Origin of the sequence: Pseudonocardia terrae, assembly GCF_021343995.1 — a bacterium.
Taxonomy (GTDB): domain Bacteria; phylum Actinomycetota; class Actinomycetes; order Mycobacteriales; family Pseudonocardiaceae; genus Pseudonocardia; species Pseudonocardia terrae.
Genome location: NZ_JAJTTE010000001.1, coordinates 46,684 through 71,432 on the forward strand (window position 1 = coordinate 46,684; position 24,749 = coordinate 71,432).

General features: G+C 75.1%; 26 protein-coding genes and 1 pseudogene. 16 read left to right on the forward strand and 11 right to left on the reverse strand.

Annotation, left to right across the window (positions count from 1 at the left end; all coding sequences use genetic code 11):
• The first annotated feature begins 383 nt into the window (after positions 1-383).
• From LWC33_RS00230 to LWC33_RS00260, 7 genes are all read left to right on the forward strand, one after another.
• Entirely contained in the window at positions 384-1,838 is a 1,455-nt protein-coding gene (locus LWC33_RS00230) for an FAD-dependent oxidoreductase (protein WP_233302054.1), read from the forward strand.
• A 9-nt stretch (positions 1,839-1,847) separates the two neighbouring features.
• Complete coding sequence (locus tag LWC33_RS00235) at positions 1,848-2,870, forward strand: LLM class flavin-dependent oxidoreductase (RefSeq protein WP_233302055.1); 1,023 nt, start codon at positions 1,848-1,850, stop codon at positions 2,868-2,870.
• On the forward strand, positions 2,867-3,880 hold the full coding sequence (locus tag LWC33_RS00240) for a Gfo/Idh/MocA family protein (RefSeq protein ID WP_233302056.1): 1,014 nt from the start codon (positions 2,867-2,869) through the stop codon (positions 3,878-3,880). Before LWC33_RS00235 ends, LWC33_RS00240 begins: the two co-directional genes overlap by 4 nt.
• A complete protein-coding gene (locus LWC33_RS00245) occupies positions 3,877-5,100 on the forward strand; it encodes a cytochrome P450 (protein WP_233302057.1) in 1,224 nt (407 codons plus the stop codon). Before LWC33_RS00240 ends, LWC33_RS00245 begins: the two co-directional genes overlap by 4 nt.
• On the forward strand, positions 5,097-5,321 hold the full coding sequence (locus LWC33_RS00250) for a ferredoxin (RefSeq protein ID WP_233302058.1): 225 nt from the start codon (positions 5,097-5,099) through the stop codon (positions 5,319-5,321). The genes LWC33_RS00245 and LWC33_RS00250 overlap by 4 nt, the downstream gene beginning before the upstream one ends.
• Positions 5,322-5,344: 23 nt before the next feature.
• Positions 5,345-6,091, forward strand: a complete 747-nt coding sequence (locus LWC33_RS00255; protein ID WP_233302059.1) for an SDR family oxidoreductase — start codon at positions 5,345-5,347, stop codon at positions 6,089-6,091.
• A gap of 107 nt (positions 6,092-6,198) precedes the next feature.
• On the forward strand, positions 6,199-7,503 hold the full coding sequence (locus LWC33_RS00260) for an MFS transporter (protein WP_233302060.1): 1,305 nt from the start codon (positions 6,199-6,201) through the stop codon (positions 7,501-7,503).
• A 62-nt stretch (positions 7,504-7,565) separates the two neighbouring features.
• Here the strand turns inward: LWC33_RS00260 and LWC33_RS00265 are convergent, their stop codons facing one another.
• Positions 7,566-8,561, reverse strand: a complete 996-nt coding sequence (locus LWC33_RS00265; protein ID WP_233302061.1) for an amidohydrolase family protein — start codon at positions 8,559-8,561, stop codon at positions 7,566-7,568.
• Complete coding sequence (locus LWC33_RS00270; protein ID WP_233302062.1) at positions 8,554-9,912, reverse strand: metal-dependent hydrolase family protein; 1,359 nt, start codon at positions 9,910-9,912, stop codon at positions 8,554-8,556. Before LWC33_RS00270 ends, LWC33_RS00265 begins: the two co-directional genes overlap by 8 nt.
• 202 nt (positions 9,913-10,114) lie before the next feature.
• Here LWC33_RS00270 and LWC33_RS00275 point away from each other — a divergent pair, with 202 nt between their 5' ends.
• Together LWC33_RS00275 and LWC33_RS00280 are read left to right on the forward strand one after the other, a co-directional pair.
• Positions 10,115-10,918, forward strand: coding sequence for an SDR family NAD(P)-dependent oxidoreductase (locus tag LWC33_RS00275; protein ID WP_233302063.1), 804 nt, complete (start codon positions 10,115-10,117; stop codon positions 10,916-10,918).
• 59 nt (positions 10,919-10,977) lie between these two features.
• On the forward strand, positions 10,978-11,868 hold the full coding sequence (locus LWC33_RS00280; RefSeq protein WP_233302064.1) for a TrmB family transcriptional regulator: 891 nt from the start codon (positions 10,978-10,980) through the stop codon (positions 11,866-11,868).
• 43 nt (positions 11,869-11,911) lie between these two features.
• On the opposite strand, the pseudogene LWC33_RS00285 reads toward LWC33_RS00280, so the two are convergent.
• The 4 genes and pseudogenes from LWC33_RS00285 to LWC33_RS00300 all read right to left on the reverse strand — a co-directional run.
• A pseudogene (locus LWC33_RS00285) lies at positions 11,912-12,769 on the reverse strand (zinc-dependent alcohol dehydrogenase); the annotation flags it as partial.
• A gap of 70 nt (positions 12,770-12,839) precedes the next feature.
• Positions 12,840-13,598 (reverse strand): SDR family NAD(P)-dependent oxidoreductase, encoded by a 759-nt coding sequence (locus tag LWC33_RS00290; protein WP_233302065.1) that lies wholly within the window; start codon positions 13,596-13,598, stop codon positions 12,840-12,842.
• Position 13,599: 1 nt separating this feature from the next.
• Positions 13,600-14,373 (reverse strand): sugar phosphate isomerase/epimerase family protein, encoded by a 774-nt coding sequence (locus tag LWC33_RS00295; RefSeq protein WP_233302066.1) that lies wholly within the window; start codon positions 14,371-14,373, stop codon positions 13,600-13,602.
• A complete protein-coding gene (locus tag LWC33_RS00300; RefSeq protein WP_233302067.1) occupies positions 14,366-15,061 on the reverse strand; it encodes a ThuA domain-containing protein in 696 nt (231 codons plus the stop codon). The genes LWC33_RS00295 and LWC33_RS00300 overlap by 8 nt, the downstream gene beginning before the upstream one ends.
• A 228-nt stretch (positions 15,062-15,289) precedes the next feature.
• On the opposite strand from LWC33_RS00300, the gene LWC33_RS00305 reads away from it, so the two are divergent.
• Positions 15,290-15,583 (forward strand): hypothetical protein, encoded by a 294-nt coding sequence (locus LWC33_RS00305; protein ID WP_233302068.1) that lies wholly within the window; start codon positions 15,290-15,292, stop codon positions 15,581-15,583.
• A 6-nt stretch (positions 15,584-15,589) separates the two neighbouring features.
• On the opposite strand, the gene LWC33_RS00310 is transcribed toward LWC33_RS00305, so the two are convergent.
• The gene (locus LWC33_RS00310; RefSeq protein WP_308190872.1) at positions 15,590-16,975 is read right to left on the reverse strand and encodes a GAF domain-containing protein; all 1,386 of its coding nucleotides are present in this window, start codon (positions 16,973-16,975) and stop codon (positions 15,590-15,592) included.
• A 132-nt stretch (positions 16,976-17,107) separates the two neighbouring features.
• Positions 17,108-18,379, reverse strand: a complete 1,272-nt coding sequence (locus tag LWC33_RS00315; RefSeq protein WP_233302069.1) for a protein kinase family protein — start codon at positions 18,377-18,379, stop codon at positions 17,108-17,110.
• A gap of 389 nt (positions 18,380-18,768) precedes the next feature.
• Between LWC33_RS00315 and LWC33_RS00320 the strand changes: the two genes are divergently transcribed.
• The 4 genes from LWC33_RS00320 to LWC33_RS00330 all read left to right on the forward strand — a co-directional run bounded on the left by LWC33_RS00320 (position 18,769) and on the right by LWC33_RS00330 (position 20,134).
• Positions 18,769-18,954 (forward strand): hypothetical protein, encoded by a 186-nt coding sequence (locus LWC33_RS00320; protein ID WP_233302070.1) that lies wholly within the window; start codon positions 18,769-18,771, stop codon positions 18,952-18,954.
• Between the two features lie 67 nt (positions 18,955-19,021).
• Positions 19,022-19,156: a hypothetical protein gene (locus LWC33_RS34695; RefSeq protein WP_255690355.1), complete on the forward strand. Its 135-nt coding sequence runs from the start codon at positions 19,022-19,024 to the stop codon at positions 19,154-19,156.
• On the forward strand, positions 19,140-19,649 hold the full coding sequence (locus tag LWC33_RS00325) for a MarR family winged helix-turn-helix transcriptional regulator (protein WP_233302071.1): 510 nt from the start codon (positions 19,140-19,142) through the stop codon (positions 19,647-19,649). Before LWC33_RS34695 ends, LWC33_RS00325 begins: the two co-directional genes overlap by 17 nt.
• 128 nt (positions 19,650-19,777) lie before the next feature.
• On the forward strand, positions 19,778-20,134 hold the full coding sequence (locus LWC33_RS00330) for a hypothetical protein (RefSeq protein ID WP_233302263.1): 357 nt from the start codon (positions 19,778-19,780) through the stop codon (positions 20,132-20,134).
• Positions 20,135-20,293: 159 nt separating this feature from the next.
• Here LWC33_RS00330 and fmdA read toward each other — a convergent pair whose 3' ends face one another.
• The 3 genes from fmdA to LWC33_RS00345 form a co-directional block, all read right to left on the reverse strand.
• The gene (gene fmdA / locus LWC33_RS00335) at positions 20,294-21,547 is read right to left on the reverse strand and encodes a formamidase (RefSeq protein WP_233302072.1); all 1,254 of its coding nucleotides are present in this window, start codon (positions 21,545-21,547) and stop codon (positions 20,294-20,296) included.
• Positions 21,548-21,586: 39 nt separating this feature from the next.
• Entirely contained in the window at positions 21,587-22,240 is a 654-nt protein-coding gene (locus LWC33_RS00340) for an AmiS/UreI family transporter (protein WP_233302073.1), read from the reverse strand.
• 88 nt (positions 22,241-22,328) lie between these two features.
• On the reverse strand, positions 22,329-22,610 hold the full coding sequence (locus LWC33_RS00345) for an FmdB family zinc ribbon protein (RefSeq protein WP_233302074.1): 282 nt from the start codon (positions 22,608-22,610) through the stop codon (positions 22,329-22,331).
• A 220-nt stretch (positions 22,611-22,830) separates the two neighbouring features.
• Here LWC33_RS00345 and LWC33_RS00350 point away from each other — a divergent pair, with 220 nt between their 5' ends.
• Positions 22,831-23,610, forward strand: coding sequence for an enoyl-CoA hydratase-related protein (locus tag LWC33_RS00350; protein ID WP_233302075.1), 780 nt, complete (start codon positions 22,831-22,833; stop codon positions 23,608-23,610).
• A 135-nt stretch (positions 23,611-23,745) separates the two neighbouring features.
• The gene (locus LWC33_RS00355) at positions 23,746-24,732 is read left to right on the forward strand and encodes an FAD-dependent monooxygenase (protein WP_233302076.1); all 987 of its coding nucleotides are present in this window, start codon (positions 23,746-23,748) and stop codon (positions 24,730-24,732) included.
• The last annotated feature ends 17 nt before the right edge of the window (positions 24,733-24,749 follow it).

A 24,749-nucleotide genomic window follows, 5' to 3' on the forward strand; every position in this document is an offset into this window, starting at 1 on the left:
ACGGTCCCGGGTCCGCGGTTCGCGGGTTGCGGATCGTGCCCGCGCCGACGACTCGGCCGCCTGATGGTCGGGGCGGCGGGAAGCGGGTGCTGACCCCTACTGGGCCGAGATCACCGCAGACCCGCTCGACGCCGGTCGCCGGCGGATTGCCGCGCTCGGCCTCGCCCTCACCCCGGAGCAGCTGCTCGCCTCGCCGCACGCCCTGATCGGGTCCCGCGCCGCCGTCGCCGAGCGGCTAGCGGAGCTGCGCGAGCGGTAGGGGTTCGACGCCGTGACGGTCTACGAGGCGGACCTTCCGGTTCTGGCGTCGTTAGGGTCTTGACGCCGCCCGGAGCGCACGACAGGGTCGGACCGTCCCCGGGGACCTCGAGAAAGGCGGCACCGTGGCCGGACCCGTACACATCGAGGCGGACGTCGTGGTGCTCGGCACCGGGCCCGCCGGCATGGCCGCCGTGTCCGCCGCCGTGGCCGCCGGGGTGGAGGTCGTGGCCGTCGAGGCCATGCCGCACATCGGCGGCAACGCCGTCTGGTCCACCGGGTACCTGGCGTTCGTCGGCTCGGACATGCAGGCCGAGCAGGGGATCGTCGACTCGGAGGAGACCTTCGTCGCCGACGCCCGTGCGATGGTCGAGGCCGCCGAGGACCAGTTCGGCGTGGAGTGCGACGAGGACCTCGTCCGGCTGTTCGCGCGGGAGAGCGCCGAGACCTACCGCCTGCTCACCGAGCGCGGTGTGCGGTTCAGCCGGTTCATCCCGCGGCCCAAGCAGCACACCGTCGACCGGATGGCCGCGGTCGAGGACACCTGGATGCTCGGGCGGGCGTTCGTGCCGGACTTCGAGCGGGCCACCACGCTCTACGGGACGCTCGCCGACCGGCTGGTCACGGAGGACGGCCGGGTGACCGGGGTGCGCGCGCACTCCGCGGACTCCGCGGACACCGAGTACCTGCTCACCGCCCGGCGCGGGGTTGTGCTGGCCACCGGCGGCTACCAGTCCAATCCCGAGCTGCGCCGCCGCTACCAGCCCGGGTTCGTCGCCCGCGCGCCGTACCTCGGCATCGACACCTGCCGCGGCACCGGGCACCTGCTCGGCCAGGCGGTCGGGGGCGACCTGATGAACATGACCTTCGTGCCGCCCCTGGTGATCGTGTCGTCGTCCGTGGTGGAGGACGCGATCGCCGTCAACGAGGCCGGCGAGCGCTTCCACGACGAGGCGGGTCCCTACGAGGAGCGGGTCGAGCGGCTGCACGCCCAGCCCGGCCGCCGGGCCTGGTACGTCGTCGACGACGTGGTCGCGCGGGAGAAGGAGGGGCTGATCGGGCAGATGCCCGAGCCCCCGGTGCAGGCGGCCACGCTCGCGGAGCTCGCGGCGCTGATCGGCGTCCCCGCCGAGGCCCTGCAGGCCACCGTCGACCGCTGGAACGCCTTCCTCGACACCGACGCGACGGTCGACCCCGACCACGGCCGCGTCGTCCTCCCGCCGGGCCGGCGCCGCTGCGCGACCGGGCCCTTCACGGCCGTGCCGATGGTCGAGGGCGTCAACTTCTGCTGCGGCGGTTTCCGGGTCACCCGGGACATGCAGGTGGTCGACGTGTTCGGCGCGGCGATCCCGGGCCTGTTCGCCGCGGGGGACTGCGTCGGCGGCCTGAACCCGGTCTCCGACCTCGGCGGCATCCACATCTGCGGCGGGCTGACCCTCGGCCGGGTGGCCGGGCGGGCCGCCGCGCGGGGCGCCGACGACCGGTCGGACCACGGCACGGTGCTGCACGCCGGGATGCCGAGCATGCTCGACACCCGCATCGAGCTGGTCCACCTCGACCCGTCCGCGACCCGCGCCTAGGAGACGTCGATGTCCGTCGGAGTGCTGTTCACGCAGGGCCTGGTCACGGGCGACCCGCACACCGTGCTGGGGGAGATCCTCGAACAGGCCGAGGCCGCCGACCGGCTCGGCTTCTCGGCCGCGCTCACCACCGAGCACAAGTACTCCGACGAGTACTTCGGCTCGCCGCTGCACCTTTCGTACGCGATCGCCGCCCGCACCCGGCGGGTCCGCGTCGGGACGGCGATCGCGATCGCGCCGCTCTACAACCCCGTCGAGCTCGCGCAGGACTCCGCGATGCTCGACCAGCTCTCCGGCGGGCGCGCATGGCTCGGGCTGGGCGTCGGGTACATGCCCGTCGACTACTCGACGGTCGGCGTGAGCTGGGAGGACCGGGCCCAGCGGTTCGACGAGACCGTCCGGATCCTGCGCGCCGCGCACACCCAGGAGCGGTTCTCGTTCGCCGACGAGATCTACTCCTTCGACGACGTGTCGGTCATCCCGCGCCCGGTCCGCCCCGAGGGTGTGCCCCTGCACCTCGCCGCCTGGACGCCGGGCGGGCTGCGCCGCGCGGGCAGGCTCGCCGACGGCTGGATCACCAACGCCCTGATGTCGCTGCCGACCATGGCCGGCATGGCCGCGGACTACCGCGCCGCCGCCGAGGCCGCGGGCCGCACCCCGCACGTCACCTCGATCCGGTTCTGCTGGCCGTACACCTCGCGGGAGGCCGCGCTGGAGAAGTTCGGCGACACCGCGCTCGCCATGGCGCGCACGCTGTTCGACTACGGCGCCATCACGGACCTGCCCGGGGTCACGTCGTCCGCGGAGATCACCCTCGAGGAGTTCGTCCGGGACCGGTTCGTGTTCGGCACCCCCGAGGAGTGCGTGCAGACGATCGGCCGGTTCCGCGAGGAGGCGGGCGTCGACGACTTCCTGATGATCTTCCGGTACCCGACGGGGCCGGACCACGCCGCCGTCCTGGAGGCGATGGAGCTGTTCGGGGCAGAGGTGCTGCCCGCCCTGCAGGACGACGCGGAGGCGGTGCCGGCGTGACCCTGCGGATCGGGGTGGTCGGGGCGAGCTACGCCCAGGGCACCCACCTGCCCGTCTACGCCGAGCTCGCGGCGGAGGGCGTCGTCGAGCTGGTGGCGGTGGCGACCGCGCACCGCGAGACGGCGGACGCCGTCGCGGAGAAGTTCGGCATCCGCGCGCACGTCGGGTTCGAGGCGCTGTGCGCGGACCCCGAGGTGGACCTCGTCGACGTCGCGACGCGGCCGAGCCTGCACCGCGAGATGGTCCTCGCGGCGCTCGCGGCCGGGAAGCACGTGCTGTGCGAGGCGCCGCTCGCCCCGACCGTGGCCGACGGCGAGGCGATGGCCGCCGCCGTGGGGAACCGAGTCGCCGTGGTCGACATGCAGTCCCGGTTCCGCCCGGGGCTCGCCGAGCTGCGCCGGCTCGTGCGCGACGGCTTCGTCGGACGGGTGGACAACGTCTCCGTCCAGGCGTTCTACCCGACGTTCACCCAGCCCGCGGCGGTCGCGGGGTCGGGGTGGTGCGCCGACCCGCGGTACGGCGCGAGCTCGCTGCGCGTGCACGGGCTGCACACCACCGACCTGCTGCGATGGACCTTCGGGGAGCTCTCCGACGTCCGCGGCACCGTCGCGACCCGGGAACCCGAGTGGCCCGGTGGGGTGCGCGCGACCAGCGTGGACAGTGCCGCGTTCACCGCCCGGACGGCGGAGGGCGCGGTCGTCTCCGTCCACAGCTCCTGGGTGGCCCACTTCGGCGCCGGTTTCCGGATGGTCGTCCACGGCTCGGAGGGGATGTTGCGGGCCGAGGCGGCCGGGCACACCGGCCACTTCCCGGTCCGCCTCACCGGGGCCCGGATCGGCGACGGCGCCGCCGGCGCGCCGCACGAGCTGGTCCCGCCGACCGGGGGCGCCACCGATCCCTTCGCCACCCTGATCCGGGCCGTCGCCACCGGCGACCACGCCGACCTGCCCACGTTCGCGGACGGGCTCGCCGCGCTCCGCGTCGCCGCCGCCGTCGAGGAGAGATCGTGACCACCACCGCCCGCGAGGCCGCACCGATCGTCCTCAGCACCTTCGCCGACGCGCACGACGCGTACCGGAGCAAGGACCTCCGCCAGGCGCTGTACGACGCCGGCGAGGTCGTCATGTCCGGCGTGCTCGTGAACCTGCACGGCCAGGAGCACCGCAACCGGCGCCGGGTGGAGAACCGGATGTTCCGCCGGGAGGTGTTCGAGCGCTACGAGCGTGAGCTGTTCCCGCAGGTCACCGAGGAGACCCTGGCGCGGTACCTGGCCGCGGGCGGCGTCGACCTCGTCCACCTCGGGCACGAGCTGATGCTCAACCTCGCCGCGCTCACCGCCGGCATCGACCGGCCGCGGGGCACCACCGAGGAGACCACCCGGCTCTACGACTACAACGCCCGCTTCATCGAGGGCGCCACGATGGTCCACGCGACCGGGGACCGGGAGGCGCTGCGCGCCGCGGTCGCGCAGGCCCTCGAGGACTGGGACGCGGAGTTCCTCGCCCCCTCGGCGGAGCGCCGGCGCGCCCTGCTGGCGCGGGAGGCCGCGGGGGAGGAGGTCGACGTCCCACGCGACGTCCTGACCACCCTGCTCCGGCACGCCGACGAGCTCGACCTGCCGTGGCAGGTCATCCGTCGCGAGATCGCGTTCTTCCTGCTCGCCGGTGCGCACACGAGCGCGACCGCGTTCGTGCGGACGATCGACCACCTGCTGGGCTGGCTCGAGGAGCACCCCGAGGACGCGGAGGCGGCCCGCGACGACGCGCTGTTCGTGCAGCGCGCCGTGCACGAGACCGTGCGGCTGAACCCGTCCAGCCCCACGGGCATGCGCCGCGCGCTCGCGCCCGTGCGGCTGCGCTCCGGCGTCGAGATCCCCGAGGGGGCCACGGTCGTCATCGACCTGCAGGCCCTCAACCGGGACCCCGAGCTCTTCGGGCCCGACGCCGCCGAGTTCCGCCCGCACCGCGTCCCGCCGCCCGGGGTGGCGCCCTTCGGGCTGAGCTTCGCCGCGGGCATGCACGTCTGCATCGGGCAGGACCTGGCCGCGGGCGTCGTCGCCCGTCCGGGCACGGACCCGGACGAGCACCTGTTCGGCCTGGTCACCGGCGCGGTGCAGCGGATGTTCCGGGCCGGGGTGCGTCGCGACCCCGGCCACCCGCCGCAGCGCGACACGGCCACCGCGCGGCCGTACTGGGCCACCTATCCGGTCCTGTTGGGGGAGGGCACATGAGCTACCGCATCGACGTCGACCGCGAGGTCTGCATGAGCTCGGGGAAGTGCGTCGCCGACGCTCCCGACCTCTTCCGCTTCGACGACGAGGAGATCGCCACACCGGTCACGGGCGCCCCGGAACCGGGCGACGAGCGTGCCCTCGACCTCGCCCGCGCCTGTCCGTCTGGCGCCCTGACGGTGCACGACGCGGACACCGGCGAGGAGATCGACATCTTCTGATCGACATCTGACAGGCTCGGCCCATGGATCTGGGGATCACGGGGAAGCGGGCGGCCGTCGCCGCCGGGACGGCCGGGCTGGGCTTCGCGAGCGCGGCCGCGCTCGTCGCCGAGGGCGCGCGGGTCACGATCTGCGGCTCGGACGCCGGCCGGGCCGAGGCCGCGGCGCGCAAGCTGGGCGCCGACACGCAGTGGCTCGTCGCCGACCTCTCCGGGCCGGAGGGGGCGGAGGAGTTCGTCCGGCGTGCGGGTGAGCCGGACATCCTGGTCGTCAACGGCCCCGGACCCGCCCCCGGCACGGCGATGTCGGCCTCGCTGTCGGACTACCGGGCCGGTGTGCACCGCAGCCTGCTCGCCGTGATCGCGATGTGCCAGACCGCCGTGCCCGGCATGCGGGCGCGGGGCTGGGGCCGGATCGTCGCGATCACCTCGCTCGGGGTGCGGCAGCCGTACCCGAACCTCGCCCCGTCGAACGCCGCCCGGGCCGGGGCGACCGGCTTCCTGCGCACGCTGGCCCGCGAGATCGCGGCCGACGGTGTCACGGTCAACTCCGTCCTGCCGGGCCTGCACGAGACGGCGCGGGTGCGCAGCCTCTACGGCGAGGGCGACTCCCCGGCTCTCGGCGAGGCCCTGGCCGGCGTCCCGGCCGGCCGGCTCGGGCAGCCGGCCGAGCTCGGCGCCGTCGTCGCGTTCCTCTGCTCGGTCCACGCGGGCTACCTGACCGGGGCCACGGTGCCGCTGGACGGCGGGGCGTACCAGGCGTTGCTCTGATCACCGGGGGCCGGGCGCGGAAGCCGTTGACGGACTAGTCGTCAGCTCTCTAACGTCGGATCCGGCGGGTGCCCCCGCCATCGACGACGACGTCTTCCGGAGCACCTGTGACCGCCACCGTCCCCGATCCCACCACCACCCGCGCCGTGCAACGGACCGTCCTCGGCGGAACGGTGGGCTCCTTCGTGGAGTTCTACGAGTTCTCCGCCTACGCAGTCCTCGCCGCCACCCTCGCCGCGGTGTTCTTCCCGGCGGCCGACCCGACCACCGGGCTGCTGTCCTCGCTCGCGGTGTTCGCCGTGGCCTTCTTCGCCCGACCCCTCGGCGGGTTCGTGTGGGGCGCGCTCGGCGACCGGATCGGCCGCAAGCGGACGCTCGCCCTGACCGTCCTGCTGATGTCGATCGCCACGACGCTGATGGGCGTCCTGCCCGGCTACGCGACCATCGGCGTCGCGGCGCCCGTGCTGCTGATCGTGTTGCGCTTCCTGCAGGGCGTCTCCGCCGGCGGCGAGATCTCCGGCGCGGTCTCGTTCATCGCCGAGCACTCGCCGCTGCACCGCCGCGGGCTCTACGTCGGGCTGATCTCGGTCGGCTCGGTCGTCGGCACCCTGCTGGGCAGCCTGTTCCCCGGCATCCTGCTGCTCACCCTCTCGACGGAGCAGATGCAGGCCTGGGGCTGGCGCCTGCCGCTGCTGCTCGCGCTGCCGATGGGCATCATCGGCCTCTACATCCGCCGCCGGCTCGACGAGACCCCGCACTTCCTGGCGCTGAAGGAGGAGCGTGCACGGGAGGCGAACCCGGTCGGCGCGGCGCTCTCCGGCCGGGAGAACGTCCGGCTGCTGGTGAAGTCGTTCCTGCTGATCGCGGTCAACGCGGCGTCCTTCTACATGATCGTCGGCTACCTGCCGACGTTCGCGACGAAGAGCCTGAAGCTCACCGGGTACGAGGCCTTCGCCCCCTCGCTCATCGCGCTCGCCGCGTGCCTGCTGGCCGAGGTGGCCGGCTCCTGGTGGTCGGACCAGGTCGGGCGGCGCCCGGTGCTGCTGATCAGCGGGACCGGGCTCCTGGTGCTGTCCTACCCGGCGTTCCTGCTGATGACCTCCGGCTCGTTCGGGCTGATCTCGGTGGGCCTGGTGGTGTTCGGGCTGGTCGCGGGCGGCTACGCCGCCGTCACCAACTCGACGCTCACCGAGATGTTCCCGACCAGGGTGCGGGTCAGCGGGCACGGCATCACGTACAACCTGTCCGTGGCGCTGTTCGGCGGCTCCGCGCCGTACCTGCTGACCTGGCTCGGCGGCGTCACCGGCAGCAGCATGGTCGGCGCGGTCTACGTGATGATCCTGGCGGTGATCTCGCTTCCCGCCGTGTGGTTCACGAAGGAGACCGCGCGCCGTCCGCTGCGCACCACCTGATGCGTCATGGAGCCATAACGCTCGATCCGAGACCTCGAATCGGCGTTATGGCTCCATAGTGCTCAAAGGCGCAGCAGCCGGGCGGCGTTGCTCGCGAGGGTCTCCGCGAGGGCGCCGCCCGGGTGGTCCGCCCCGCCCGAGTCCCAGCCGGCGAAGTTGGTGCCGAAGACCAGGCGGTCGGCGCCCGCGTGGTCCACGAGCAGCTGCAGGGACTGCTCGTCGTGGACGTGCGTGTCGAACCAGATCCGCCGGTAGTAGTGGTCGAAGCCGTTGTCGCGCAGCGCCCGGCCCACCCACGCCCGCTTCTCGACGGCCCGGGCGAAGCGCCCGGAGAGGAACGCCGCGGCGCCCCCGCCGTGCGACAGGCAGACGTCGAGTCCGGGATGGCGGTCCAGCACCCCACCGAACACGAGCGCGGCCACGGCGAGCGTCTCGTCGTAGGCGAAGCCGAGCATCAGGTCCAGGTCGAAGCGGCGCAGGCGGGGGTCGTCCGCGGGACCGTTGCTGCCCAACGGCGACGGGTGCACGAACAGCGGGACGTCCAGGTCCACGACCGCCTCGTACAGCGGGTCGAGCGCCGGGTCGTCGAGCGTGCGTCCCGCCGGGTCCGTGTCGATGTACAGCCCGACCATGCCCAGGTCGCGCACGGCGCGGCGGGCCTCGGCCACCGAGGCCGCGATGTCCTGCACCGGGAGCTGCGCGGTCGCCAGGAGCCGGCCGGGGTGCTTGCCCACCAGCTCGGCCAGGGCGTCGTTGTGCCGGCGCGCGTAGGCGGTCGCGTCGGCGGCCGGCAACCCGGTGAAGTACGTGATCGGGTTGGGGGACAGGACCTGCAGGTCGATCCCGGCGGCGTCCATCGCCGCCAGCCGGACGTCGACGTCCATGAACGGGCTGCCAGCGTACCGCACGCCGTGCAGGACGTAGTCCCCGACGCGGTAGAACGGCGTGCCGTCCGGGGAGGTGCCCAGCTCCGGCCCGGCCTCCCCGGCCGCGCCCTCCGCCATCGCGAGGACGGCGTGGGCATGGACGTCGACGACCGGCGGGGACGGCTCAGACATGCGACATCCGCTCGATCTGCTCCTCGGTGAGGGCCAGCGAGCGGGTGAGCGGGCAGGCCGCGAGGAAGCGCACCTGGTCCGACGAGCGGGGCCTGTGCTCGGGGATCGGCGTCGAGAGGTCGATCCGCTTCCCGGCCTTGACCACCTCGACGATCTTCTGCTTGTCCTGCAGGATGCGCACGTCGGCGAGCGGGTCCCCGTCGACCACCAGGACGTCGGCGATCTTGCCGTGCTCGAGCGTCCCGACGTCGTCCATCCGCATGGCGAAGGCGCCGTTGCGGGTGGCGGCCACGATCGCCTCCATCGGCGTCATGCCCATGTACTCGACGAACATCTCCAGCTCGCGGGCGTGCCACTCGCCGACCGGCGTCACGGCGAAGCCGGTCTCCGAGCCGGTCAGGAACGTGACGCCCGCGGCGTGCGCCTTCGTGAGCTGCTTCGCCGTCACCTCGATCTCGGCCCGGAAGACGTCGAGCAGCTCGGGCGCGGTGCCGACCTTCTCGCCGTAGTCGGCGAGGTTGCCGAGCAGCGTGAAGGTCGGACACATGGCCGCGCCCGCCTCGATGACGGCCTCGATCGCCTCGTCGTCGAGGTAGGAGGCGTGGTAGATGAGGTCGACGCCGGCCCGCGCCGCGTCCCGCGTGGAGTCGGAGTTGCGGCAGTGCGCCACGACCTTGGTGTTGAGCTCGTGCGCGGTGTCGCAGACGGTGCGCAGCTCGTCGAGGTTCCAGACCTTGACCTCGGGGCCCTTCATCGACGGGATGAGCCCCGTGACCATGATCTTGATCCAGTCGACGCCGTACTTGATCTGCCGGCGGATCTCGTTGACCATCACGTCCCGGCCGGTGACCACCGTGGCGTAGCCGGTGCGGCCCTCGTCCTTGATCATCCGGCCGGCCGTGCCGCCCAGCATGGTCATCAGGGCCTGGCCGCCCGCGCGCATCCGCGGGCCCTCGACGATCCCGGCCTCGATCGCGTCGCGGAGCTCGCAGCCGATGTTCCACAGGCAGTCCGCGTCGAGCACGCTGGTCACGCCGGCGCGCAGCACCTTGCGCGCGTTGTAGGCCGAGAGCATCGAGCTGTAGGCCTCGGTCCGGTGATTGAAGAGCTCGTCGTTCCCGGTGGGCTCGCCGAAGGTCAGGTGCGTGTGGGCGTCGATCAGGCCGGGCATGACGGTCTTCCCGGTCGCGTCGATGCGCTCGTCGACCCCGCTCGCCTCGGCGTCGGCCAGGGCCTGCGCGCCGAGGGCCGTGACCCGGCCGTCGCGCACGAGGACGGCCTCGCCGGGACGCGCCGCCGCGCCGGTGCCGTCGATGAGCGTGCCGCCGCTGATCAGGATGCTGCCGCCCACGGGACCTCCCAGGAACGTCGTCGTGTCGGTGGGACGCTCTGCACCCTACGCCGTCAGAAGTATGACGACTATGCGCGCAGCGGCCCTTCCGGGCCGGAATCATGGACGGACGGGCGGGGTGGGGGCTAGCGTCGTCAGTGAACCAACGCCGCACCGGGGCCGCGTGGCCCCGGGGCGGACGTCCGACGAGGGGAAGTGTGCCGTGACGCGTGGATGGGCCGTGGTCACCGGGGCGGGCAACGGGATCGGTGCCGTCATCAGCCGACACGCGGTCAAGGAGGGGTACCGGGTCGCGGCCTGGGACGTCGACACCACCGGACTCGAGGCGCTGGCTGCCGACCTCGGTCCGGCCTGCGTCACGACCGTCGTCGACGTCGCGGACGAGGAGTCTGTCGCCGCGGCCGTCGCCGCGCTGCCGGAGGCGCCGGCCCTGCTGGTCAACAACGCCGGCATCGCCCGGTTCGGCCCGCTGCTCACGCTCGCGGCCGCCGACTGGCGCGCGGCGGTCGACGTGAACCTGACCGGCACCTTCCTGGTCGGCCGGGCCGTGGCGGCCCGGATGATCGAGGCCGGCGGCGGCGCGATCGTGAACATGGCGTCGGTCAACGGGATCGCCGCCGCACCCAACGCCGGGGCCTACACGGCGTCGAAGGCCGGGATCGTGAAGCTCACCGAGCACATGGCGCTGGAGTGGTCGGGCCAGGGGGTCCGGGTCAACTGCGTGGCGCCCGGCCTGATCAACGCCGGGATGTCCGACGCCATCTACGCCGACGAGGAGGTCCGCCGGCTGCGCCAGGCGCGGGTGCCGCAGGGCCGGCTCGGCACGGCCGAGGACGTCGCCGACGCCGTGCTGTTCCTCGGCTCGCCCAAGGCCGGCTACATCTCCGGACAGACGCTCGCCGTGGACGGCGGGATCACCAAGACGGCGCTCGCGTCGATGCCGCGGCCGAAGTCGGTGGACTCCGTCGGCGTCGACGAGGGCGCCGCGGCGCGCCAGGGCGACTAGCAGCGAACATGGTCGCGGGGGCGTCCCGGGCCGGACGGTCCGGATGGGACGATGGACACATGTCCCAGCAGAGCGTGGTCGAGGAGCTGCAGCGCCTCGGGATGTCCGGGTACGAGGCGAAGGCCTACGTCGCCCTGGTCGCGGCGGGGACCCCGCTCAACGGCTACGAGGTCGCCAAGCGTTCCGGCGTCCCGCGCTCCACGGTCTACGAGACGCTCGCGAAGCTCGTCGGGCGGGGCGCGGCCTACGAGGTGCGGGCCGGGGAGGCCGGCGTCGGGTACATCTCGCTGCCGCCCTCCGCGCTGCTCGACCGGCTGCGCCGCGAGTTCGACCAGTCGATCGACGCGCTGAGCTCCGCGTTGCCGCAGGTCGCGGCGCCGTCGCAGGTCCGGCTCGTGCACAACCTCTCCGATCGGGAGTCGCTGCTCGCGCGCGCCGAGGACGTCGTGGCCGCGGCCCGCACCGACCTGTTCCTGTCGGGCTGGCCGGCCGAGATCGCGCCGCTGAAGAACATGGTGCGGCGGGCCGACGCGGAGGGCGTCGAGGTCACCGTCGTGACCTTCGGGGAGGACCCCGAGCCCGTCGGCTCCACCTACCCGCACCGGTTCTCCTCGCCCGAGGTGGTCCTCGAGAACCTCGGCTGCCGGCTGCTGGTGGTGGCCGCGGACCGGGAGCAGGCGGTGATCGGCGGGGTCGTGAACGGCGACGCGTGGGGCGTCTACACGGACGACCCGGCCGTGGTCCTCGTGGCCGTCGAGTACGTGCGGCACGACATCGCCATGCACCTCATCGCGGAGAAGTTCGCGCCGGACGACTTCGAGGCGTTCTGGACCTCCGATCCCGCGCTGCGCAAGCTGCGGGCCGACCACGGCATCCCGGCGGCGCTGCTGGCCCGCGGTCCCGGTGGCGCAACGCCCCGGCCACGTCCGCGAGCGGGACCTCGCGGCTGACGAACCGGGCCACCGCGTCCCGTCGTGCCGCGACCACGTCGAGGGCCTCGGGGAAGAGCCCGGCCCGGGCGCCCACGATCGTCACACCCTCGAACAGCACCCGCGGCACGGGCACGACGAGATCGTGCGCGGCGACCCCCACGACCACGAGCCGCCCGCCGCGTCCGGTCGCGGCCAGCGCCGCCTCGAGTCCCGGCCGGGTGCCGGACGCCTCGAACGCCACGTCCGCGCCCTCGCCGCGGGTCCAGTCCGTGACCGCGTCCGGGTCCGGCGCGGCGACCCGGTCGGCGCCGAGCTCCGCCGCGAGCGCTCGCCGGGCCGGGACGGGGTCACTGACCAGCACCGCGTGTCCGCGGGCCGCGGCGGCCACCGTGATCGCCAGCCCGATCGGGCCGCCGCCGACGACCGCGAGCCGCTCGTCGCCACGCAGCTCGGCCCGGGCCAGCGCCATGGCCGCGATGGAGAACGGCTCGACCAGGGCCGCCTCGACGGCGGTCAGCCCGCCGGCACCGTGGAGCTGCCCGACGGGTACGACGACCCGGTCGGCGAGGCCGCCCGGCAGGGCCACCCCGAGCGCGCGGAAGCCGGTGCAGGCCGGCCAGGCGCCACGGGTGCAGGGTCGGCAGCGCCCGCACGGGATCGCGGGGTCCACGGCGACGGTCTGCCCGACCTGCAGCGGGCCGTCGTAGCCGCGGGGAAGCTCGGCGAGGGTGCCGCCCACCTCGTGGCCCTGGCGGAGCGGGAAGCCGGTGTCGTGCCGCTCTCCCAGGAACATGTGCAGGTCCGTGCCGCACAGTCCCACCGCTCCCACGTCGACGACGGCGTCGCCCGGGCCGGGGTCGGGGTCCGGCACCTGCTCGATCGCGATCGTGCCGGGTGCGGTGGTCACGGCGGCGCGCATCCGCGGTCCTCCTCGGGTCGGTGGGGTGGCGGGTGCGGGAGCCGGGACGTCGGGAGCGGGGGGCCGGGCCCTACGCGTTCGTGACGCCCAGGCTCAGCCCGCCGTCGATGGTGAGCACCGCGCCGGTGGCCCACTCCGCGCTCAGCAGGTATTCGACCGCCTCGGCGACCTCGTCCGTGGTGCCGGGCCGGCCCAGGGCGTGCGCGGGGCCGAGGGACTCCATGCGCTCGGCGGCCTGGGCGTCGTCGAAGAGCCCGGCCCGCTGGTTGATCTCGGTGAGCACGCCGCCCGGCCGGACGCAGCCGACGCGCACGCCCTGCGGCCCCAGCTCCGCGGCCAGCACTCCGGTCAGCGTCTCCAGCGCGCCCTTGGTGGCGGCGTAGGGGGAGGCGCCGGGGAAGGCGCGCTGGGTGTGCACGGACCCGAAGAACACGACCGCGCCCCGGGCCTCCCGCAGGTGCGGCAGGGCGAGGCCGGTGAGCAGCATCGGGCCGATCGTGTTGGAGGCGAAGACGGCGTGCAGGTCCTCCTCGGTGAGCTCCTCGAGCGCGCCGCGGTACATGTTCCCGGCGCCGTGCACCACCGCGTCGAGGCGGCCGCCGTGCTCCACCGCGGCCGCCACCATCGCCTCCCGGTCCGCCGCCACCGTGACGTCGCCGACGACCCCGTGGGCGCCGGCGGCGGCCGCGACCGCCTCGACCTTGGCCGCGCGGCGCCCGGAGAGGGTGACCCGGGCGCCGGCCTTGGCCAGCCGGTGCACCACGGCCTCGCCGATGCCGGATCCACCCCCGGTGACCAGCACGGACATGCCCTCGATCGGACGTCCCACCTCAGCTCCCTCCCGTGACGACCGCGGACGCGGCCTTGCGTAGCAGCACCGCACGGTCGAGCGGTGCGTATTCGGCCGCGAGGACGTCGGACTGCACCTCGACGGCGAGCGGCACGGCCGCCGGCAAGGCGGTGAGGAACCCCGCCAGGTCCAGTACCCCGTCGCCGGGCGGCACCCGTTCGTGCCGGGCCTCGTGCGCCAGCGCCTCCGGGTCGCCCGGCCGCGGCGCCGGCCCGACGTCCGTCAGCTGGGCGTAGCCGACGAGCCCGTCCGGCCACGGTGCGCCCAGGGGCTCGCGCATCCGGTGCAGGTGCAGCGCGTCGGGCAGGACGACGGTGCCCGGCACGGCGCGGGCGATCCGCTCGGCCGCCGCGCGGGACCGGACGGCGGTGAAGGCCATCGGCTCGAGGGCGATGCGGGTGACGGAGCCGGCCAGGATGTCGGCCAGCTCGGCGAGCGACGCGGTCGTCCGGGCCTCGTCGGGATCCTCCGAGACGGTCAGCAGGAACGCCGCGTCGAGCACGGCCGCGGTGTCGGCGAGCCGGCGGTGCGCATCCGTGACGCCGGCGGGCCCGAGCCGCACGACCTCGACGTCGAGCAGCCGGACGCCGGTGCGCCGCACCGCGTCGGCGACCGCGGGCGCCTGCGCGCGGGGATCGGCGAGCCGCACGCCGGCCAGCGGGAACCCGGCCTCGGCGGCGCAGCGGATCACGCCGTCGGGGGCCAGTTCGAGGACGCTGCCCGCGGAGAGGGACAGCTCGGTCCCGTCAGCCACGGGTCGTCCAGCGGAGGGCGCGGCGCACGATCTCCCGGTGCGCGGGGACCTCGTAGGAGGGCGGATGGTGGCCGAGGGCGTCGTAGACCACCCGGCCGCCGCCGTGCTCGCGGGCCCACAACAGCGGCCGCGCGGGGCCGTCCGTGCCCGGGGTGGCGGCATGGAGCAGGCCGGTGACACCGCGGGTGCGCAGGTCGCCGTAGACCTCGTCGACGATCGCGAAGTCGTCGACGCCGTCGACGAGCGGGTGCGCCGACCCCACCGTGACCGTGACCTCGGGGCCGAGCGGCGGGTGGTGCGAGTGCCCCCACTCCCAGTGGCCGCCGAGCGTGTCGCCCCACTCCGGCCAGTCGTCGAAGCAGATGCTCGCGGTGTGCATGCCGAGCACGCCGCCGCCCGCGGCGAGGTGGGCGGCGAGGGCCTCGCGGGCCGCGGGGGAGGGGCTCGCGCCCTCCTCGGCCGCGCGCTCCCGGTACCGGTCCGGGGTGCCGGGCCCGGTCATGGTCCACCGCAGGGCGTTGACGACGAGCAGGGCGGCGCCGGGCAGCGCCTCCAGGGCCGAGTCGACGCCCGCCGTACCCGTGTGGACCTCGACGGCGAACCCGGCCTCGTCGAGCAACGCCTCCAGACAGGCGGTCGTGGCGAGGAAGTCGTGGGTGAGCCCACCCGAGAGCACGACCGCGCGCACGCCCCACCTCTTCGTCGTCGTCAGGCTCGTCGTCCCAGCTCGTCGTCACAACACTGACGACTAGTGCGACCCTAGCCCGGCGAGGGCCCCGGATCCAGCGCTCGGACGGGCCCGGGCACCGGGTCAGGGTCCGCCCGGCCCTGTCGGGCGGGTCGGTGGTCCCTGTCGTGGCCCCGCCGCGTCGGTCAGGCTTCCGCTTTCGCCGCACCGGCGGCGGGAGGAGGAACGATGCGCGAGGGGCCCGAGCCTGTGCGCTCCAGAGGGGTCGCCGCGGAGCGGGCCGCCCTGCTCGTCCGGCTGTGCCTGGACCTGGACCGCCAAGGTGCGCCGCCGACCGTCCGGCTGGCCGCCCTCGACCAGGCGTGGGCCGCCGTCGCGACCGTGCCCCCGGGGCGGATCCGGGACCGGCTGACCACCGTCTGCGAGATCCTCGCCGAGCTGCACCGCGACGACACCGCGGAGGCGGTGCGGGCCGCGATCGTCCGCGCCCGGGCGGCGCTGGGCACGCCCGCCGCCGGCTGACCGGCGTCAGCCGGCCCGCGGATCGGGCGGCCGACCCAGGTCGAACACGCTGGACCCGATGCCCCGCGCGACGCGGTCGAGGCGGTCGGCCTGGGCCAGCAGCTTGGCGCGGTGCACCGGCGAGGTGAGGCTTCCGGCGAGGCCGGTGAGGTCGGTGGCCACTGCGAGGAGCTCGGTGATGACCGAGGTGTTCAGGTCGTCGGCGATCCGGTCGCGGTCGTCGAGTCGGCGGCGCAGCTCCTGCTCCACCCGCACCCGGGCGTAGGCGGCGACCAGCCCGGCGTGCCCGGCCAGCGAGACGACGGCGTCGAGGTCCTCGCGCCGGTACGGGAGCCGGCCGCGGCGCCGGCACACCGCGAGCGCGCCCCGCGGGGCCCCGGCCGCCGTCAGCGGCGCCACCAGCGCGGGCCCGACGTCGAGCCGGCCCAGGGGGACACCGGCCAGCCGTGGATCGCCGCGCGCGTCGGCGGTCGCGACCGCGGCCCCGGCCATGAGCGCGCGGCCCGCCGCGCTGTCCCGGGCGCGCAGCCGGGTGTTCTCCACCGCTGTGAGCGTCTCGCCCTCGGCCACGGCCACCAGGAACTCGCCTGCCCCCTCGGCCGGCACCAGCAGGGCCGCGGCGTCGCTGTCGCTCAGGTCGCGCAGCGTCGCGACCAGCCCCTCCAGCACCTCGGCGGGTTCCTCGCCGGCGAGCAGGTCCGTCGCGACCTGCGTGGACGCGGCCTGCCAGGCCTGCCGGCGCCGGGTCTCGGCGAACAGCAGCGCGTTCTCGATCGCCACCGCGGCCGACGTCGCGAGGGCCTGGACCAGCTCCTCGTCGTCGGCGCTGAAACCGCCGCCGGACTGGCGGTCGGTGAGGTAGAGGTTGCCGAACACCCCGCTGCGGACCCGGATCGGGACGCCCAGGAAGCTGGTCATCGGGGGATGCCCCGGCGGGAACCCGACGGAGCGCGGGTCGTCGTGCATGGACGCGAGCCGGATCGGGTGCGGGTCCTCGATCAACGCACCCAGCAGGCCCTCCCCGCGCGGTGGCCGGCCGATCGCCCGGACGTCCTCCTCGCTCATGCCCTCGTGCAGGAACTCGACGAGATGGCCGTCGGCGCCGAGGACGCCGAGCGCCGCGTAGCGGGCCCCGACCAGCGCGCGGGCCTCCGTGACGATGCGCCGCAGCACGACCGGGAGCTCCAGGTCCGCGCCGACCGCCCGGTGGGCCCGGAGCAGGCCGCGCAGCCGGCCCTGGCTCGCCATGACCTCCTCGGCCCGGTCGACGATCTGCTCCAGCAGCTGGTCGAGCTCGAGCCGCGGCACGTCGACGAAGCCCAGGTCGCCGTCCGGGTCGTCGTCGCCCGGCCCCCCGAGGCCTTCGCCGTACTGCGGCCGCGTCTGCACCACCGGCCGTCACCACCCGTCGCGTCGAGGGGCTCCCACCGACCGCTCGGGGGACACGGCCCGTGCGGCGAGACGTCCCACTATGGCCACGGTGACCGGCGCTGTCCAGCACGCCGACGGGCGATGCACCCGGCGTCAGGACCAGCGGTCGGCGTCCGGATGGTCGTCACTGTCGGTGTCGTCCGACCCGTACCCCTCGTCCCAGCCGCCGTGTCGGTACTCGTCCCCGTGCCCGTTCCCGTGGTCATGGCCGTGCTCGTGGCCGTGGTCGCCGCCGTCCCCGTGGTCGTCCCCGTGGTCGTCCCCGTGGTCGTCGCCGTGCCCGTCCCGGGCGTTCTCGTCGTCCATCGAGGGCGCCGCGGCGTTCGCCGGCCGGGGTCGGGGCGGCGTGACCTGTGTCCCGGGCGCGGACGCCCGCACGATCCGGCCCGCCTGCGCCCGTGCACCCGCCGCGGCCGCGGCCGGCACCGGGACCCCCACGGGCGGGGCGGGCAGCACCGTCGCGTCGCGCACCCCGCCCGCGGACCCGGACGCCTGGTCCGCCGCTGCGGGGGCGGCGGGCGCCCCGGTGACGACGGCCCCGTCGGGGCCGAGCGAGGGCCTGCCGACCAGCACCGCGGCGGCGGCGCCGAGCATCGCGACGACCGCGATCCGGCGGTGCGCCGCGGGCCGGGGCCGTGCGGGCCCGGGCTCACCGACCCGTCGCGACTCCCGGGCCAGGCCGGCGGCGAGCTCATCGGCGGAGGGCCGCTCGGCGGGGTCGGCGGCCGAGGCGCGGGCCAGCAGCGCCGCGACCCCGGCCGGTACCTCGGGCGCAATCCGGCCCCGTGGGGCCATGCCCGCGCCCAGCAGGCAGTGCCGCAGCAGCCGGCCGACCTGCGCGACGTCCCCGGCCGCCCGGACGTCGAACGCGGGGGTGCCGAACGCGGCCTCGGGCGGCCGGTGGACACGGCCGAGCAGGTGCGCGTCCCCGGCCCGGTCGAACCGCACGGCCGCGGGGCGGACCGCGCCGTGCACCACGCCGTGGGCGTGCAGGTAGGCCAGGGCCTCGACGACGCGGGTGCCGGCGGCCAGGACGACCGGCACGGACAGGGCCCGTCGGGTGGCCCGGTCGGCGAGCGAGGGGCCGTCGACGAACTGCAGGACGAGGAAGTGTCCGTCCTCGCAGGTCCCGACGTCGTACAGCGCGGCCAGGCCCGGATGGTGCAGCCCCGCGACCGCGGGACCCGCCGGGGCGGGCCGCAGGATCTCGACGACGACGGGTCGGCACAGGACGTCGTCCCACCCGCGGTAGCGGCGATGACCGCGGCCCGGGCCCAGCCGGGCGTCGAGCCGGTACCGGCCCGGCAGCCCCGCCGGACGTGCCGGTCGCCTCGACGGCTGCACGACGTCGTCGGTCGTGGCCACGCGCCTTACCCCCCGTCGGCGGCCGGCCACCCCGCGGTCGTGCGCGTGGTGGCCGTGCCGGTCGCGGTCCCCGGGCGCCGGACGGACCGTGCCGGCCGCAGCCGGACGGCGCCGTCGGTGCCCCCGTCGGATCCCGCGTACCCCCGATGTCCCCCGGACTACCCCGCCCCGTGCGGCCCACAGCGTGGCGCACGGCACGGTTTCGGGGCAGGGCCGAAAGTCACGCCCGTCCGGGCCGGGGCACCGGCACGGACCCGCGCGACACCGGGCGTGCCGCCGCGCGACCGGCCGCTCGGCGTGACCGGCGGTTCCGGGACGTCCGACCCTGGCGGGTGGGGCCCGGGCCGGGGAGGCTCACGCGGCCCGCTCGGCGACCACAGGAGGCCCCGATGCCGTCCGCACCGCACTCCGCGCCCGCCCCGGGCGGCGGGTCGAGGTCCGGCCACCGGCACACGACCCGCTGCTACTGGGACGTCGGGGTCTGCAGCTGGTACTGCCCGCCCCCGGTGGCCGAGCCGGTGGTCGACGCCGTCGAACCCGCCGCGTCCGCCCGACCCGTCGCCACCCCGGCCTGACGCCGGCGCGGCCGCACGTGCCCGCCGTGGGTCCGTGCCGCCGCCCGCGAATCGCGAGGAGGAGGCCGTGGGCCTGTCGGTGGAGGTCGTCGTGACCGGCGAGCCGGGCGACCGCAGCACCCTCGTGCGCGGCGGCGAGGTCGCGCCGGCCGTCGGCTCCCGGCGCAGCATCCTGGCGGGCCCGGGTGCCGGCGCGGGGTGAGGCCGCCGTCCGGACGCTGGCGGAGCGGGTGCGTGAGCTCGTCGTCGCCACGGACGAGTACCGGCGGATGATGGCGCAGGCCGCCGGGGTCGGCCTGCACGAGGCCGCGACCCTGGGGGAGCTGCTGCACCGCGGCCCGCTCCCGCCGTCGGCGATCGCCCGACGCCTCGGCATCGCCTCGGCCAGCGTGACCTCGCTGCTGGACCGGCTGACCGTCGCGGGCTTCGTGGAGCGGCAGCCCAATCCCGTGGACCGCCGCAGCGTGCTCGTCGTGCTCACGCCCGGCGGTCGGGCGACGATCCGCGCCATGTTCGACCTGTTCACCGACGACATCGAGCAGGCCGTCCGGACGGCGGAGCCCCGGTACGTCACGGAGTTCGCGCGGGCCCTGTCCCGGATGGTGCGCGCGCTGCAGGCGCGCGCGGCCGACCGCGCGACCCTCGAGGAGGAGCTCGGCCGCCGCACCCGGAGTGTCGGCGAGGATCCCCGATAGCCGCGGGAACGGGACTTCTCGCGCACCGAACATCTCGGCGGGGAGTTGCGCCGTCCGGCGGTGGTCCGTCGACGGGGCCGGACGGTGGGATCGGACCACCCCAACGACGAGCACCACGGCGGTGACCCGTGCCCGACTACGGCTCCGACGACTCCTTCGATTCCTTCGACCGCCCCGGCGGCCCGCCCCCGGCCGCCCGCACACATCCGCCCGGTCCTGCGCACCGGGCGGAGGACCCGCTCGACCGGCCCAGCCGGCGGCACGCCACGATGCCGGCCGACCAGCGCGTCCTGCTGCGGCGGGCCGCCCTGGTGGCCCCCGAGCGCTACCCCGGCCCGGTCGGTGAGCTGCTCGCGCGCGAGCTGCTGCTCTGGGAGGACTTCGGGCACCGCTTCGGCGCCCACACCCTGGTCTCGCGGCTCGTCGCGCAGATCCTGGACCCGGGCAAGGCCGCCGCACCCGCCGGCGACGGCACCGCGGCCTGAGGCCGCGCACCCCGACGGTTCTGCGGCCCGAGGCCGCGCACCCCGGACCGGGGCCGCGCCCCCCAGCCGGCGCGGCCCCACCCCACCCCGCCCGGTCCGACCGGGCGGGGTGGCGACGCCCGGGCCCGCACGGCGGCCGGGCCCGGGATCGAGCGCGGGTCAGGCGCGCGCCACCGGCACCCCGGCACCCGGGTCGACCTGAGCCGGCTGGCCCTTGCTCGGGCGTACCTCGAAGTCGAAGATCTCCGTCGGGATGTAGACCGTGGAGCACGAGTTCGGGATGTCGACCACCCCGGACAGCCTGCCCTCGATCGGCGCCGCGCCCAGGATCATGTACGCCTGGATGTCGGAGTAGCCGAACTTCTTGAGGTAGTCGATCGCGTGCAGGCAGGCCCGCTGGTACGACAGGTGCGAGTCCAGGTAGCGCTGCTCGCCGCCGAGCGTCACCGAGGTGCCGGAGAAGGCCAGCCACTCGCTGTACTGCGGGTCCGTGCGGCCCGGCATGAACAGGGCGTTCTCGGACACGCCGAAGGTGTCCATCCCGCCCTTGATCACGTCGACGCCCAGGTCCATGAACCCGCCCATCTCGATGGCGCCGCAGAACGTGATCTCGCCGTCGCCCTGGGAGAAGTGCAGGTCGCCCATGGACAGGTTGGCGCCGTTGACGAAGACCGGGTAGAAGACCCGCGAGCCCTTGGTCAGGTTCTTGATGTCCTGGTTGCCGCCGTTCTCGCGCGGGGGTGCGGTGCGGGCGGCCTCGCGGGCGACGCGGTCGAAGTCGTCGCCGCTGAGCGAGCCGAGGACCGCCGAGTCCGGCAACGGCGGGAGGGCCAGCGGCGGCACCCGGTCCGGGTCGGTGTCGATCAGGGCCTGCTCGCGGGCGTTCCACTTGGCGAGCAGGTCGTGCGACGGCGCCGTGCCCATCAGGCCGGGGTGCACGATCCCGACGAAGGACACGCCCGGGACGTGCCGGGACGTGGCCACCCCGCCGCGGAAGTCCCAGATCACCTTGTAGGCGTCGGGGAACTGCTCGGTGAGGAAGCCGCCGCCGTTGCGGGTGGCGAACACCCCGGTGTAGCCCCAGCCCTGCCCGGCCAGCGGACCGGAGTCCTCCTGCGGGATCGGGCCGACGTCGAGGATGTCGACGATCAGCAGGTCGCCGGGTTCGGCGCCCTCGACGGAGATCGGGCCGCTGAGCACGTGCACGCTCGGCAGCGGGGCGTTGAGGATGTCGTCCGCGGAGTCGTTGTTGTGGATGGCCCCGTCGAACCACTCCCGGCAGTGGACGCGGAAGGTGTCGCCCGGCTTGACCCGCACCAGTGCGGGGATGTCCGGGTGCCAGCGGTTGTGACCGACGATCCGCTGCTCGGTGAACCTCTTCATCGAGTCCAGGGGAAAGACGACCTCGGGCATGGTGATACCTCGATTCGTGTGCCGGCAGTACGGATCCGATCAGGGGGAGACGGCGGCGCCGCGGTCCTGCGGCGTGTGCTCCGTGGGTGGGGTGGTGTCGGCGCTCGGGCGGATCATCCGTGGGTAGAGCAGGCCGAAGACCACCACGCCGAAGACGGCGAGCCCGATGGCGGTCCACCCGGCCGAGTAGCCCCACCAGCCGTTGAGCAGCACGAAGGCGGGGATCGCGCCGGTCACCCAGCCCTGGATCGCCGCGACCGCACCCGTGTAGCGCCCGATCCTGCCGACGTCGCGGCCCAGCAGCGCGAAGAACAGCGCCCACAGGAAGGCCCAGTAGAGCCAGATGACGCCGAAGACGGGGTCACCGAGCTTGATGAAGTTGAGCACCGAGTACCCGACGGCGCAGATCGCGACGAAGAGGGAGAAGTAGCCGAGGCCGGTGCCGTCGAGGCCGCCGTACAGGTTGCACGCCACGTAGAGGTAGGTGAAACCGAACAGGTACAGGCCGGACGCGTTGAGCACGATCGTCGGGTCCCCGGCGGCGGTGAAGATCAGGTACGTCGGGGTGACCACCTGGAGCAGACCGACGAAGAGGTTCAGCGGTGCCGCCGACTTGGCCTCGACCCAGCCGAGCAGCATCGCACCGTTCAGGAAGAGCACCGCTCCGACGTACAACAGGCCGACGCTGGCCATGGGATCTCCTCTCGGGGCCGGGCGGGCCGCTCCCGGTCCGGCCGGGTCCGCCCGGCCGGGCCACGCAGCGGAGTTCCCGCCGGGCGGTTCAGGGGCGTGGCAGGCGCTGCTGCGCCGGGGTCGGCGCGGTCGTGCGGCGGCCGGGCCTGCCCGGCACGCGGGTGACCACCTCCGGCTCGGTGCGGCTGCGTTCCGCCCGGTCGATCGCCTCGACGGCCGCCCGCGGCGCGAGGGAGACCATCGGGGCGGTCCAGACCCGGCGCATCGGCAGGCCGCACAGGGGGCACGGCGCGACGGGCGGCGCCGCGCCGAAGTCGCGGCGCACGTCGATCGTGCCGTGCTCCTCGCACCGGAACGAGTAGGTGGTCACCAGGTGTCGTCCCTTCCCGCTCGACGGGGCGCCGAGCGTCCCAGCCACTCCGTCCGGCGCATCCGGGCGGAGGGCCCGCCGCGGGCGGGTCGTTGGTCCCTGTGCCTGAGGCCCGGGCGCAGGGCCGCGACGCCGTCCGGTCGCGCCGGCGTCCTATCGTTCGGAACGGGGGCCGACCCGCCCGGGCGCCCGGAACGACGACGCGAACGAGGTGGTCCGAGTGCCCCGGTTCGAGGGGTCCGAGCACGTGCTCGTGTCCCGGCCCGAGCCCGGTGTGGCCGTGCTGGAGCTGGCCCGCGGCAAGGTGAACGCGATCGACCACGCCCTCTACGCCGAGCTCGGGGACGTGTTCGACGCCGTGTCCGGCGACGAGGAGATCAGCTGTGCCGTGCTGACGGGCCGCGGCCACGTGTTCTGCGCCGGCAACGACCTGCGGGACTTCGCGGCGACGGACGCGGCCGGCGGCGAGGAGCACATGCGCACGGTGCGCCGCTGCTTCGCGGCGCTGCTGGAGTGCGCGGTCCCGGTCGTCGCCGCGGTGAACGGACCGGCGCTGGGCAGCGGGCTCGGCCTCGTCGCGTCGTGCGACCTCGTGGTGGCCTCCGAGCGTGCCACCTTCGGCCTGCCCGAGATGGGCGTCGGGGTGCTGGGCGGCGGCCGTTTCACCGCGAGGATGCTCCCGCAGCAGGCGGTGCGGCGGCTGTTCTTCACCGCCGAGCCGGTCGACGCGGCAACCTTCCGGGACTGGGGCGCCCCGGCGGAGGTCGTTGCACACGAGGAGCTGCGGCCCGCCGCGCTGCGCCTGGCGCGGTCGATCGCGGCCAAGGACCGGTACGCCCTCACCCTGGCCAAGCAGTCGCTCAACGGGTGCGAGCCGCTCGACCTGGAGCGCGGGTACCGGCTGGAACAGACCTTCACGGTGCGGCTGTCCGAGCACGCGTCGTCGAAGGAGGCGGTCGCCGGGCGGATGGCGGAACTGGGGATGCACCCCTCACCCTGAGCCCCGCGGCCTCGGGTGCACGGGACACCGGTCGACCGGGGTCGACCGGGGCGCCGGTTGAAGCCGGTTCGGAGGCCGTGGCGGCACGGTGGGCCCGGGTGGAGGCGCCGCCCACCGGGAACGGAGGTGCTCGTCGTGGACCACGGCAACAGGAGCGGGGACGACGTGCTGGTCGTCGGGGCGGGACCGGTCGGCCTGACGGCCGCGTGCCAGCTGGCCCGGCTGGGCGTCCGTCCGCGGGTGGTGGAGACCCTCGAGCGGCCGACCACCGAGTCGCGCGCCGTCGGGGTGCACGCGCGGAGCCTGGAGATGCTCGCGGCGTTGGACGTGCTGCCCCGGCTGGAGTCCCGCGGCCGGCGGATCGCCGCCCTCGAGATGGTCGACGGCCGGACGGCGCGGACGCGGGCGCGCCTGGAGCTCGGTGACGCGCCGACCCGGCACCCCTACGTGCTCGACGTCGCCCGGCCCGACACCGAGGCGGTGCTGGCGGAGCGCGCCGCCGAGCTCGGGGTGGTCGTGGAGCGGGGCGTCACGCTCACCGCGCTGACCCAGGACGCCGACGGCGTCGAGGTCGCCCTGCGCTCGGCCGACGGGGAGCGCACCGTGCCGGTGGGCTGGGTGGTGGGCGCCGACGGCGGCCACAGCACCACCCGCCACCTCGCGGGCACGCACCTGGAGGGCGGTTTCCACGGCCAGCACTTCGCCATGGCCGACGTCGACGTGGACACCCCGCTGTCCCCGGACACCATCCGCATGTTCACCCATCCCGACGGCATGGGGATCCTGTTCCCGCTGGCCGGGACGCGGGCCCGGATCATGTTCTTCGTCGACCCGCCCGGCCCCGACGCGGGCGCCCCCACCCTGGAGCAGATCCAGGCCCTGGCCGACGCCCGGATGGGCGGCCGGGTCCGGGCGCACGACCCGCGCTGGTTGACCTACTTCGAGATCCACCACGCCCAGGTGCCCCGGTACCGCCACGGCCGGGTCCTGCTCGCCGGCGACGCCGCCCCGGCCCGCGCGGGGGACCACGCGCCCGATCCCGTGGCGGACTCGGCGGACCCGGGCCTCGTCCGTCGCTACCTCGACGACGCCCTGCGCCTCACCGAACCCTCGGCCGTCTGACCCGGCGCTCCCCGTCC

Excerpts from the sequence above, each read along its gene's own strand:
- LWC33_RS00265 (WP_233302061.1), bottom strand. The coding sequence starts at position 8,561 with ATGTCTGAGCCGTCCCCGCCGGTCGTCGACGTCCATGCCCACGCCGTC.
- LWC33_RS00255 (WP_233302059.1), top strand. The coding sequence starts at position 5,345 with ATGGATCTGGGGATCACGGGGAAGCGGGCGGCCGTCGCCGCCGGGACG.
- LWC33_RS00250 (WP_233302058.1), top strand. The coding sequence starts at position 5,097 with ATGAGCTACCGCATCGACGTCGACCGCGAGGTCTGCATGAGCTCGGGG.
- fmdA (WP_233302072.1), bottom strand. The coding sequence starts at position 21,547 with ATGCCCGAGGTCGTCTTTCCCCTGGACTCGATGAAGAGGTTCACCGAG.
- LWC33_RS00320 (WP_233302070.1), top strand. The coding sequence starts at position 18,769 with ATGCCGTCCGCACCGCACTCCGCGCCCGCCCCGGGCGGCGGGTCGAGG.
- LWC33_RS00235 (WP_233302055.1), top strand. The coding sequence starts at position 1,848 with ATGTCCGTCGGAGTGCTGTTCACGCAGGGCCTGGTCACGGGCGACCCG.
- LWC33_RS00280 (WP_233302064.1), top strand. The coding sequence starts at position 10,978 with ATGTCCCAGCAGAGCGTGGTCGAGGAGCTGCAGCGCCTCGGGATGTCC.
- LWC33_RS00340 (WP_233302073.1), bottom strand. The coding sequence starts at position 22,240 with ATGGCCAGCGTCGGCCTGTTGTACGTCGGAGCGGTGCTCTTCCTGAAC.
- LWC33_RS00305 (WP_233302068.1), top strand. The coding sequence starts at position 15,290 with ATGCGCGAGGGGCCCGAGCCTGTGCGCTCCAGAGGGGTCGCCGCGGAG.